An 11,908-nucleotide genomic window follows, 5' to 3' on the forward strand; every position below is an offset into this window, starting at 1 on the left:
CCGTCATCCTCTGGTGCGAGGGGTATAGCCGGGCCGATGCCGACCGCGACAGCATCCCGTGCGAAACCGTATGCCATTCGCTGAGAGACGTTCAAGAAATCCAGTCCCGGGTGGGATGCCGGCTACGCTGACACCCCACCCGGGTTATCGGATCAATCCGACCTGTTCTGCCGGTTGGCAATCAGATCGTCCACCACGCCTGGATCGGCGAGGGTCGACGTATCTCCCAGCGCCCCGAAATCGTCCTCGGCAATCTTGCGCAGAATGCGTCGCATAATCTTGCCGGATCGGGTCTTGGGCAGGCCGGGCGAGAACTGGATCTTGTCCGGTGCCGCGATCGGGCCGATCTCCTGGCGCACGTGCTTGACCAGTTGCTGGCGAAGCTCCTCCGTCCCCTCGTTGCCCGCCATCAGCGTCACGTAGCAATAGATGCCCTGGCCCTTGATGTTGTGCGGGTAGCCGACCACGGCCGCCTCCGACACGAGATTGTGCGACACCAGCGCCGATTCCACTTCCGCCGTACCGAGACGGTGGCCGGAAACGTTGAGCACGTCGTCGACGCGGCCCGTGATCCAGTAATAGCCGTCCTCGTCACGCCGGCAGCCGTCGCCGGTGAAGTACTTGCCCTTGTAGGTGGTGAAGTACGCCTCCACGAAACGGTCATGATCGCCGTAGAGCGTGCGCATCTGCCCCGGCCAGCTGTCGATGATGCAGAGATTGCCGTCGGCAGCCCCTTCCAGAACATTGCCTTCGTTATCGACCAGCTGCGGCTGCACGCCGAAAAACGGTTTCGTCGCCGAACCCGGCTTGAGCGCTGTGGCACCCGGGAGCGGGGTGATCATGTGGCCGCCGGTCTCCGTCTGCCACCAGGTATCGACGATCGGGCAGCGCTTGTTTCCGACCACTTCGTGGTACCAGTTCCAGGCTTCCGGATTGATCGGCTCGCCGACCGTTCCCAGCAACCGCAGGCTGGCCCTTGACGACCGCGTCACGAACTCGTCGCCGGCCCCCATCAGCGAACGGATGGCGGTCGGCGCTGTGTAGAAGATGTTGACCTTGTGCTTGTCGACGATTTCCCAGAACCGGCCCTGATCGGGGAAATTCGGCACGCCTTCGAACATCAGCGTTGTCGCACAGTTCGCGAGCGGCCCGTAGACCAGGTAGGAATGCCCGGTCACCCAGCCCACATCGGCCGTGCACCAGTAGACGTCGCCATCATGGTAGTCGAACGTGTATTCATGCGTCATCGCCGCATAGACGAGATAGCCGCCGGTTGTGTGCAGAACGCCCTTCGGCTTGCCGGTGGAACCGGACGTGTAGAGAATGAACAGCGGGTCTTCCGCCTTCATCTTCACCGGTTCGCAATGCTCTTTCACGGTGGCGATTTCCTGGTGATACCAGAGGTCGCGGCCGGGCGCCCAGTTCGTCTTGCCGCCGGTACGGCGGACGACCAGAACCTTGTTGACCGTGACATACTGCTTGGCTGCGATGCGGATGGCAGTATCCGTATTTTCCTTGAGCGGCACCGGTTTGCCGCCGCGCACGCCTTCATCGCAGGTGATCACGAATGTCGACTGGCAGTCGATGATGCGGCCAGCCAGCGCTTCCGGCGAAAATCCGCCGAACACGACCGAATGAACCGCGCCGATGCGGGCGCAGGCCAGCATCGCATAGGCTGCCTCCGGGATCATAGGCATGTAGATCGTCACCCGGTCGCCCTTCTTGACGCCGTGCTTCTTCAGCACGTTCGCCATGCGGCAGACCTGATCGTAGAGCTGGTTGTAGGTGATCTTCTTGTCGATATACGGGTTGTCACCTTCCCAGATGATCGCAGTGCGCTCGCCATGCGTCTTCAGGTGTCGATCGATGCAATTATAGGAAACGTTGGTCTGGCCATCCTCGAACCACTTGATCGAGACCTTGCCCTTGAACGACGTGTTTTTCACCTTGGTGAAAGGCTTGAACCAGTCGATCCGCTTGCCGTGCTTGCCCCAGAACTTGTCCGGGTTTTCGATGCTTTCCTCATACCACTTGTCATACTTGTCCTTGTCGATGAGCGCCTTTGCCTTGGTGGCTTTCTCGACCGGATAAATTTTTTCGGACATGTGCTCCTCCCTGCTTTGACCCATATCTAACACTTGGAACATGGGCCGCAATTAGACAAAGGGTAAGGTGCTGGACGATTTGCAATTCCGACGCAAATCGAATATAGGGCAATAAATTCCCGGAAATTGTGGTTGATACCCACGCCCGCGACACCGGCGCGGACGGACAGAGGAACTATATCTATGGCTCAAACACTGCTCATGCCGAAAGCGACAGCCGTCTGGCTCGTCGACAACACCGCGCTTTCGTTCGACCAGATCGCCCAGTTCTGCAAACTTCACCCGCTCGAGGTGAAGGCGATTGCAGACGGCGAAGCAGCGCAGGGTATCAAGGGCCTCGACCCGATCGCCACCGGCCAGCTGTCGCGCGACGAAATCGAACGCGCTGAAAAGGATATCAACTACAAGCTCAAGCTTTCCGAGCCGAAAGTTCGCGTTCCTGAATCCAAGCGCCGCGGCCCGCGTTACACGCCGGTCTCGAAGCGCCAGGATCGCCCCAACGCCATTCTCTGGCTGGTGCGCAATCACGCGGAACTGAAGGACGCGCAGATTTCGCGCCTCGTCGGCACCACCAAGTCGACCATCGAGCAGATCCGCGAGCGCACCCACTGGAACGCCGCAAACCTGGCGCCGATGGACCCGGTCACGCTCGGCCTCTGCAGCCAGATCGATCTCGACCTTGAAGTCGAAAAGGCCTCGAAGGGTCGTCCGCTGCCCACCGCTGCCGAACTCGGTGCATCCCTGCAGCCGGCTGCAGAAGCAGAAAACATCGGCTTCGGCGGTTTCCGCAGCGAACGCGAAGAAGAGAAGGAAAAGGAAATCGATGCGAACGCCGTGTTCGCCAAGCTTTCCTCCCTCAAGTCGACCCGCAAGGACGACGACGAAGAAGACGACGGCCGCTTCTAAGCCTTGATCTTCGAGATACGATTTTACGAAAGCCCTAGGCCACAGCCCGGGGCTTTTTATTTGGGCGCTCAGTCGCCAGCCTAGGTGTCGCCTGTGCGCGATACAGCCCGCATGCCCCCTCCATAGCCTTTCGCGGTGAGCGCGGCTGTCACCGCATCCAGTGCGCCCGGATCCTCGATCGTTGCCGGCATGGTCCAGGGCATCCCGTCCGCGATCTTCTGCATCGTTCCCCGCAGGATTTTGCCCGAGCGTGTCTTTGGCAGTTTCGGTACGATCATGACCGTCTTGAACGCGGCGACCGGGCCGATCTGCGAGCGCACCATTTCTGCGACTTCCGACGAGATCTTCTCCGTTTCCCGTGAAACATTATGCTTCAGGACAAGGAAGCCGCAGGGGATCTGCCCCTTCACCGTATCGCTGATGCCGATCACGGCGCATTCCGCCACATCAGGATGTTTCGCACAGACCTCTTCCATCGAGCCGGTCGAAAGGCGATGCCCGGCGCAGTTGATGATGTCATCCGTGCGCGCCATCACGAAGACGTAGCCGTCCTCGTCGATCACGCCTGCATCTGCCGTCGTATAGTACCCAGGGAAGGTGCTGAGACAGGTCTCGCGAAAACGCTCATCTGCGCTCCAGAAGGTCGGCAGGCATCCGGGCGGCAGCGGCAGCCGGATGGCGAGGTTACCGAGCGTCCCCGCCGGCACCGGCAGTCCGGAATCATCAAGAACATCGATGGCGTAGCCGGGCATCGGTCGTGTGGGAGATCCGTGCTTGAACGGCATCAGCCCCAGGCCCAGCGGATTGGCGGCGATCGGCCAGCCGGTCTCCGTCTGCCACCAGTGGTCGATCACCGGCACTTTCAGTTTCTGCTCCGCCCATTTCAGCGTTTCCGGATCCGCCCTTTCGCCCGCCAGAAAAAGAGCACGCAGACCCTTGAGATCGTAATGCGCCATGAGTTCGCCGTCCGGGTCTTCGCGGCGGATAGCGCGGAACGCCGTTGGCGCCGTAAAGAACACCTTGACGTCATGGTCGGCGATGACGCGCCAGAAGGTCCCTGCATCCGGCGTTCCCACCGGCTTTCCCTCGAAGATGACGCTGGTATTGCCGGCAAGCAGCGGCGCGTAAACGATATAGGAGTGACCGACCACCCAGCCGATATCGGACGCGGTCCAGAACACCTCGCCCGGCTTGATCCCGAAAATATTCGGCATACTCCAGGCGAGCGCCACCATGTAACCGCCGTTGTCGCGCACCACGCCCTTTGGCTGTCCCGTCGTACCGGATGTGTAGAGAATGTAGAGCGGATCGGTAGCCTTGACCGCCACGCATTCGATATCCCGGCCAAGCGCGTTGCCGACCAGATCGGCAAAGTCGAGTTCGCCCTTTTCGGGCCTGAGCTGCGCTATGAGTTCCGGCCGCTGCACGATGAGGCAATGCTCGGGCTTCACGGTTGCGAGGTCGATTGCCTTGTCGAGCAACGGCTTGTAGGCGACGACCCGGCCAGGCTCCAGTCCGCAGCTCGCCGAGATGACCAGTTTTGCCTGGCTATCATTCAGCCGTGCTGCGAGTTCCTGTGCCGCGAAACCGCCGAACACCACGGAATGCACAGCACCGATCCGCGCGCAGGCGAGCATAGAGAAGATCGCTTCCGGCACCATCGGCATGTAGATAACGACCCGGTCGCTGTAACCGACGCCGAGATCGCGCATGACAGTTGCAATCGCCTTCACCTCCGCCAGAACCTCGGAATAGGTGAAGGACCGTTGCGCACCGGTCATCGCGCTGTCGTGGATAAAGGCGAGCCGATCGCCGTTGCCTGCTGCGACATGGCGGTCGAGGCAATTGTAGCAGGTGTTGGTTTCACCCCCCACGAACCACCGACCATAGACACCGGCATTGGCATCAAAGACCGCGTCCGGTTCTTTGAACCAGTCGATCGCCTCTGACGCGGACTTCCAGAAGGCCTCTGGGTTGTTTTCCCAGCTGCTGTAAACGTCGAAATATTGGCTTTGCATCTGTACCTCCCAACACAACCGCATAGCCTGATCGGGCGAGTGTAGGGGAGGGACGATCGGGCGGGAAGCCCGACCAACGGGTTAGACCTCAGCGTGCGCCGAAGATTGCCGAACCGACGCGGACGCTGGTGGCGCCAAATTCCACCGCCGTCTCGAAATCGCCGGACATGCCCATGGAAAGTTTTTCCACGCCGCATTCTTTGGCAAGCTTTGCCAGAAGTGCGAAATGCGGTCCCGGATTTTCATCCGCCGGCGGAATGCACATCAGCCCTTCGACGGCGAGCCCCAGTTCGTTTCGGCAAAGCGCGACGAACGCCACCGTCTCTTTCGGCTCGATGCCTGCCTTTTGCGGTTCGAGTCCGGTATTCACCTGCACATAGAGCTTCGGCGACTTGCCCTGCTTAGCCATTTCGTCTGCCAGGGCTCGTGCAATCTTCTCGCGGTCCACCGTCTCGATCACGTCGAACAGAGCCACCGCATCGGCCGCCTTGTTGGATTGCAGCGGACCGATCAGATGCAGCGTGATGCCCGGCGTCTCCGCCTTGAGCTCCGGCCACTTGCCCTGGCTCTCCTGCACCCGGTTTTCGCCGAACACACGCTGGCCCGACGCGATGACCGGCCTAATGTCACCGGCATCGAATGTCTTGGAGACAGCGACGAGCGAGACAGAGCCCGCGGAGCGATTGGCCGTTTCTTCCGCCTTGCCGATCCTTGTCCTGACTTCCTGGAGCCGTTCTTCGACGCTCATTGTCCGTCACCTTTCGCTATTCTTGTGATGCAAGCGATTAAAGCCCATATGAGGCTCTGCCAAGGGCATGTCCCATCAAAGTTTGGCACGTGTCAGGCCTCAAAAACTTGACGCTTGCGGCCATTCATGGTGAAGGTCTGCCCGACTCCTATATCCTGATTTCCCGGAATATCATCCAGATGGCGACTGAACGTTACAACCCGCGCGATGCCGAGCCCCGTTGGCAGCAGACCTGGAACGAGGCGAAGGTTTTCGAAACCGACAATGCCGATCCGCGGGAAAAGTATTACGTCCTCGAGATGTTCCCCTATCCGTCCGGCCGCATTCACATGGGTCACGTGCGCAATTATGCGATGGGTGACGTTGTCGCCCGCTACAAGCGCGCCCGCGGCTTCAACGTTCTGCACCCGATGGGCTGGGACGCGTTCGGCATGCCGGCAGAAAACGCCGCGCGTGACAACAAGACCCACCCGAAGGCCTGGACCTACCAGAACATCGAATCCATGAAAAAGCAGCTGAAGGCGATGGGCCTTTCGCTGGACTGGTCGCGCGAGTTCGCCACCTGCGACGTGGCATATTACCAGCAGCAGCAGCACCTCTTCCTCGACATGATGGAAAAGGGCCTGGTCTATCGCAAGCAATCCAAGGTCAACTGGGATCCGGTCGACCAGACGGTTCTGGCTAACGAGCAGGTGATCGACGGTCGCGGCTGGCGTTCCGGCGCTCTGGTCGATCAGCGCGAGCTGGTGCAGTGGTTCTTCAAGATCACCGATTTCAGCCAGGATCTGCTCGACGAACTGGATAACCTGGATCAGTGGCCTGAAAAGGTCCGGCTGATGCAGAAGAACTGGATCGGCCGCTCCGAAGGCATGAGCCTGCGCTGGGAAATCGTGACGGAAACCGCACCCGCCGGCGTCGACAAGGACGTGACGGTCTATACGACCCGTCCCGACACGCTGTTCGGCGCCTCGTTCCTGGCAATCGCTGCCGACCATCCGCTGGCCAAGGCCGCGGCTGCGAACAACCCTGAGATCGAAGCCTTCGCCGAGGAATGCCGCCGTCAGGGCACATCCCTTGCTGCGCTGGAAACGGCCGAGAAAAAGGGCATAGACACCGGCGTCCGCGTAAGGCATCCGCTCGACCCTTCTTGGGAACTGCCGGTCTATGTCGCGAACTTCGTGCTGATGGAATACGGCACAGGCGCCATCTTCGGCTGCCCGGCCGGCGACCAGCGCGACCTGGATTTCGCCCGCAAATACAATCTTCCAGTCGTTGCCGTGGTGATGCCCAGGGATGGTGATGCCGCCACGTTTGAGATCGGCGATACCGCTTTCGTCGACGATGGCGTGATGATCAATTCCCGCTTCCTGGACGGCAAGTCCACGGACGAAGCGTTTCAGATCATTGCCGATAGGCTGTCCGAACAGACGCTCGGCAATGCACCGCAGGGCGAGCGCAAGGTGAACTTCCGCCTGCGCGACTGGGGCATTTCCCGTCAGCGCTACTGGGGTTGCCCGATCCCGGTCATCCATTGCGAAGTCTGCGGCGTCGTGCCGGTGCCGAAGAAGGACCTGCCGGTGCAGTTGCCGGACGACGTCACCTTCGACCTGCCCGGCAACCCGCTCGACCGACACCCGACCTGGCGCCATGTCAGCTGCCCGAAATGCGGACACGATGCCCGTCGCGAGACGGATACGATGGATACGTTCGTCGATTCCAGCTGGTATTTCACCCGCTTCACAGCCCCTTGGTTGAACGAGCCGACAAACCCGGCCGTTGCCGATCACTGGCTGCCGGTCGATCAGTATATCGGCGGCATCGAGCACGCCATCCTGCATTTGCTCTATTCGCGCTTCTTCACCCGCGCCATGCGCGAGACCGGCCACGTGGCGGTGAAGGAACCGTTCAAGGGCCTGTTCACGCAGGGCATGGTCGTGCACGAAACCTACCGTCTCGGCGAGTCCGGCCAAAACGGTGAATGGGTTGCTCCTGCCGATATCCGTATCGAGGAAGTCGACGGCAAGCGTACCGCGACGCTGCTGACAAGCGGCGCCGACGTCACCATCGGCTCGATCGAAAAAATGTCGAAGTCGAAAAAGAACGTCGTCGATCCCGATGACATTATCGCATCCTACGGCGCCGATACGGCCCGCTTCTTCGTTCTGTCCGATAGTCCGCCGGATCGCGACGTGATCTGGTCGGAAGCGGGTGTCGAAGGTGCCTACCGCTTTACCCAGCGCCTGTGGCGCTTGATCTCGGAAGCTGCCGAAAACCTGAAGACGGTCGATCCGACTCCGGCTAAGGATGGCGATGGACTGGCAATCTCGCAGCTGGCCCACAAGACGCTGCAGGCCGTTCAGGGCGATCTCGACAAGCTGTCCTTCAACAAGGCCGTGGCTCGCATCTACGAACTGGTCAACGCGCTTGCAGCGCCGCTGACCGATGTTGCCGCCGGCAAGGGCGACGCCGCCTACCGTGCCGCTGTTCGCAACGCCTCGGAAATCCTGATCCAGATCGTCGCGCCAATGACGCCGCATCTGGCCGAGGAATGCTGGGCCGTGCTCGGCAATGGCGAGATGGTATCAACAACTGCATGGCCACAGTTCGACCAGGCTCTCGTGGTTGAAAATGACGTCACGATGCCGGTCCAGATCAACGGCAAGAAGCGCGCCGAATTGACAATCGCGCGCGACGCGGATCAAACTGCCGTCGAGGCTGCAGCCCTCGCACTCGACGTGGTAAAAGCCGCTCTCGGTGGCAAGCCACCGAAGAAGATCATCGTCGTCCCACAGAGGATCGTGAACATTGTTGCCTGATCGTTCATTCCGCCGCTTTGGCATCGCACTTGGCATCGCCGGCCTTGCCCTTCTGGCGGGATGCCAGGCACGGCCTCTCTATTCCGAACAGGAAGGCACCGGTCAGAAGCTCGCATCCGTGGAGTTTGCGGATCCGAAGACCCGTATCGAGCAGGTGATCCGCAACAATCTCGTCTTCCTCACCGGTCATGGTGCAGGCGAGACGGCGCATCCGCTCTACGAAGTGAAAATGACGGCCACGAGCTCCGCCTCGAGCATTCTTGACCTTACCAGCGACGATGACACCGTGTCTGTCAGCAACATCCCTGTTGCCGGCCGCGTTCAGGTGGATGTCACCTATACGCTGACCCGTATCAGCGACAGCAAGATCCTGAAATCGGCCAAGCGCGAAGTCGTCGCCTTGATCGATGTCCCGGGACAGAGCTTTGCAAAACTGCGGGCAATCCGCGACGCTGAAAACCGTGCTGCCCGCGAGACGGCCGAGTTCCTGCGTGGTGAGATCGCCATTGCCCTTGCCCGCGAGCCCCAGTCGCCTCCCGTATGGCAGAAATAAAATCCCACGAGTTCGACCGGTTTCTTGACAAGTCGGTCGGCCTCTACAAGATCTTCGTCATCTATGGGCCCGATCGCGGGCTCGTTTCCGAGCGGGCTGCGCAGATCGCAGCCAAGACCGGTGTCGCGCAGGACGACCCTTTCGCGATGCTCAAGCTTGATGTATCCGATCTCCAGGGCGATCCCGGCCGTCTTCTCGATGAGGTCAACTCACTCGGCCTTTTCGGAGGCGCCAAGCTCGTCTGGCTCCGTGGCGCAATGAACGAGAAGCCGCTGCTGGATGCCATGCAGGCGCTCGCCAAGGATGAGCCTCCCGCCAATATCTTAATCATCGAGGCTGGTGACCTGAAGAAGGGCAGCGGCCTTCGCAAGGTGGTGGAGCCGGTCCGCTCCATCGCCGTCATTCCCTGCTACGCGGACGATGCACGCGCGCTTGCTGGCCTGATCGATACCGAACTGTCGGCCGAAGGCCTCACCATCAGCGGCGCTGCCCGCCAGCGCCTGATGGAGCTTCTCGGCGGCGATCGAATCGCATCCCGCAACGAGGTGAAGAAGCTGGCGCTCTATTGTCGCGGTGCGGGGACTATTAGCGAAGATCACGTCGATGAAATCATCGGCGATGCGAGCAGCGTCTCCGCGGACGAGGCCGTCGACGCCATTCTCTCCGGGGACGTAGCGTCTCTTCAGCGCGCTTTTCAGAAGGTGTTGGTATCCAAGACGCCGATCTTTCTGATCCTGCAATCCTGCCTCAGACAGTTCCAGTTGCTGGATGTGATGCGGGCGGAAATGGACGACAAGAAGCTGCAGGCCGCACAGGTCATGATGACGCTCGGCCGCCATATCCATTTCAAGCGCAAGCCGATTATCGAAAAGGCGCTGCGATCCTGGACCGCGGCGGCACTTGCCCGCGAAACCGAGCGCCTGCAGGCGGCCGTCCTTCAGTCCCGGCAAAGACAGAGTCTCGAGCCCAGCATCGCCTTCCACAGCCTGATGGCGATCGCGATACAGTCGTCGCGATATCGCTGATGACGATCTGGGAAGGTGCTAACCGCGCCGCTCCAGCAACCTGCAAACCTCTTCAAGCTGCTCGAGATTGCGGTAGTTGATCCGAACCTGGCCGCTGCCCCCGCGGTGATTGATCTTCACATCCAGTCCGAGAGCATCGGTCAACGTGCGCTCCAAGGCCAGCGTATCAGAATCTTTTTCGACCGACTTGGTTTCAAGCTGGGGCATGCCCTGGGACTTGATATCGTTTTGCGCAAGCCGCTCTGCATCGCGCACCGACATGCCTTTGGACACGATCGTGCGCGCGAGGGACGAGGGATCAGACGTGGTGATCAAGGCACGCGCGTGACCAGCTGAAAGGCTTCCGGCAGACAGCATGTCGCGAACCGGGTCCGGCAATTTCAGAAGGCGAAGGCTGTTTGCGACATGACTGCGGCTCTTGCCGATGATTTCACCCAGATCGTTTTGGGTATAGCCATGTTCGGCAATCAACTGCTCGTAACCGAGTGCCTCTTCGAGCGGATTGAGGTCGGACCGCTGGACGTTTTCAACGATTGCGATTTCAAGTGCGGTCCGATCGTCTACGTCGCGGACGATGACTGGGATCTCAGTCAGTCCCGCCAGTTGCGCTGCACGCCACCGGCGCTCACCGGCAATGATCTCAAGGCGACCGTCGACTGTCCGAACAACGACCGGCTGGACAATGCCATGCTGCCTGATCGAGCTGGCGAGATCCTGCAGCTCGGCCTCATCGAAATGGCGCCTGGGGTTTTTGGGACTGCGCGAGACATGCTCGATCGGCACCATGCGGTCCGGATTGACGTTTTTCGCAGGTGTATTGACCTGCACAGGCTGATCCATCTCACCGATAAGCGCAGCAAGCCCGCGGCCCAGCCGCCTTTTCGAGGGATCTTCGTTCATCCTGTCACCTGTTATTTCGTGTAATCAAAGAAGGGTTTCAAGCCGCCTTGCGCCGACGTTCCCGCTGGATCACCTCGGAGGCGAGCTGAAGGTAGGCCTGGCTCCCGGCGCATTTCAGATCGTAAAGAATAGCCGGCTTACCATATGAAGGCGCTTCGGATACCCGAACGTTGCGCGGAATCAGCGTGTGGTACACCTTATCACCGAGATATGTCCTGACGTCGCTCACGACCTGTTGGGCCAGATTGTTGCGCGCATCGAACATCGTCAGAACGATGCCCTGGATATCGAGCAGTGGGTTGACCGTCCGGCGGACCTGGTCAACCGTTTCCAAGAGCTGGCTCAAACCCTCGAGCGCAAAGAACTCGCACTGCAGAGGTACGAGCACCGAATGGGCTGCGGCCATCGCATTCATCGTCAGGAGATTGAAAGAGGGTGGGCAGTCGACGAGGATATAAGAATATGCACGCGCGACGTCAGTATCCAGCGCCCGCTTTAACCGGAAAGCGCGGTCCGTGGCCTGCGAAATCTCCATCTCGAAACCGAGAAGATCCATGGTGGAGGGAACGATGGACAGGTTCGGAACAGCAGTCGGAACGGCAGTTTCGCCAATATCGCTTTCGCCCATCAGCACGTCATAAGACGAATGAACGCGATCCTTGCGGTTAATACCGAGGCCAGTGCTGGCGTTTCCCTGAGGATCAAGGTCGATGATGAGGACGTTTTCGCCGATCGCGGCGAGCGCCGTTGCCAGGTTGATTGCTGTCGTCGTCTTACCGACGCCGCCTTTTTGATTAGCGATGGTAATAATACGGTTCTTTTCGAACATATCGCACC

Annotated in this window: 9 protein-coding genes; 4 read left to right on the top strand and 5 right to left on the bottom strand. The window is 60.1% G+C overall.

Annotated elements, in window-relative coordinates; translation table 11 throughout:
* Nucleotides 1-152 precede the first annotated feature (152 nt).
* The gene (gene acs / locus J3A65_RS17920) at nucleotides 153-2,105 is read right to left on the bottom strand and encodes an acetate--CoA ligase (protein WP_209902615.1); all 1,953 of its coding nucleotides are present in this window, start codon (nucleotides 2,103-2,105) and stop codon (nucleotides 153-155) included.
* Between the two features lie 183 nt (nucleotides 2,106-2,288).
* Between acs and J3A65_RS17925 the strand changes: the two genes are divergently transcribed.
* On the top strand, nucleotides 2,289-3,011 hold the full coding sequence (locus J3A65_RS17925; protein WP_062462856.1) for a DUF1013 domain-containing protein: 723 nt from the start codon (nucleotides 2,289-2,291) through the stop codon (nucleotides 3,009-3,011).
* Nucleotides 3,012-3,091: 80 nt separating this feature from the next.
* On the opposite strand, the gene J3A65_RS17930 is transcribed toward J3A65_RS17925, so the two are convergent.
* Nucleotides 3,092-5,029, bottom strand: coding sequence for an AMP-binding protein (locus J3A65_RS17930; protein WP_209902617.1), 1,938 nt, complete (start codon nucleotides 5,027-5,029; stop codon nucleotides 3,092-3,094).
* 88 nt (nucleotides 5,030-5,117) lie between these two features.
* Entirely contained in the window at nucleotides 5,118-5,777 is a 660-nt protein-coding gene (locus J3A65_RS17935) for a YggS family pyridoxal phosphate-dependent enzyme (RefSeq protein ID WP_113109974.1), read from the bottom strand.
* Between the two features lie 179 nt (nucleotides 5,778-5,956).
* Here J3A65_RS17935 and leuS point away from each other — a divergent pair, with 179 nt between their 5' ends.
* Genes leuS through holA form a run of 3 tightly spaced genes read left to right on the top strand, consistent with a single transcriptional unit; the run spans nucleotide 5,957 to nucleotide 10,171 of the window.
* Nucleotides 5,957-8,593 carry a leucine--tRNA ligase gene (gene leuS, locus J3A65_RS17940; protein ID WP_209902620.1) on the top strand — a complete coding sequence of 879 codons (2,637 nt, stop codon included), beginning with the start codon at nucleotides 5,957-5,959 and terminating at the stop codon, nucleotides 8,591-8,593.
* Nucleotides 8,583-9,146, top strand: coding sequence for a hypothetical protein (locus J3A65_RS17945; RefSeq protein WP_092665158.1), 564 nt, complete (start codon nucleotides 8,583-8,585; stop codon nucleotides 9,144-9,146). Before leuS ends, J3A65_RS17945 begins: the two co-directional genes overlap by 11 nt.
* Complete coding sequence (holA, locus tag J3A65_RS17950) at nucleotides 9,134-10,171, top strand: DNA polymerase III subunit delta (protein ID WP_209902622.1); 1,038 nt, start codon at nucleotides 9,134-9,136, stop codon at nucleotides 10,169-10,171. Before J3A65_RS17945 ends, holA begins: the two co-directional genes overlap by 13 nt.
* A gap of 18 nt (nucleotides 10,172-10,189) precedes the next feature.
* Here holA and J3A65_RS17955 read toward each other — a convergent pair whose 3' ends face one another.
* Both J3A65_RS17955 and J3A65_RS17960 read right to left on the bottom strand, forming a co-directional pair.
* On the bottom strand, nucleotides 10,190-11,071 hold the full coding sequence (locus J3A65_RS17955; protein ID WP_062462870.1) for a ParB/RepB/Spo0J family partition protein: 882 nt from the start codon (nucleotides 11,069-11,071) through the stop codon (nucleotides 10,190-10,192).
* A 37-nt stretch (nucleotides 11,072-11,108) separates the two neighbouring features.
* Nucleotides 11,109-11,900 carry a ParA family protein gene (locus tag J3A65_RS17960; protein ID WP_092665164.1) on the bottom strand — a complete coding sequence of 264 codons (792 nt, stop codon included), beginning with the start codon at nucleotides 11,898-11,900 and terminating at the stop codon, nucleotides 11,109-11,111.
* Nucleotides 11,901-11,908 lie beyond the last annotated feature (8 nt).

It is taken from the genome of Rhizobium sp. PvP014 (assembly GCF_017876855.1).
Taxonomy (GTDB): Bacteria; Pseudomonadota; Alphaproteobacteria; order Rhizobiales; family Rhizobiaceae; genus Neorhizobium; species Neorhizobium soli.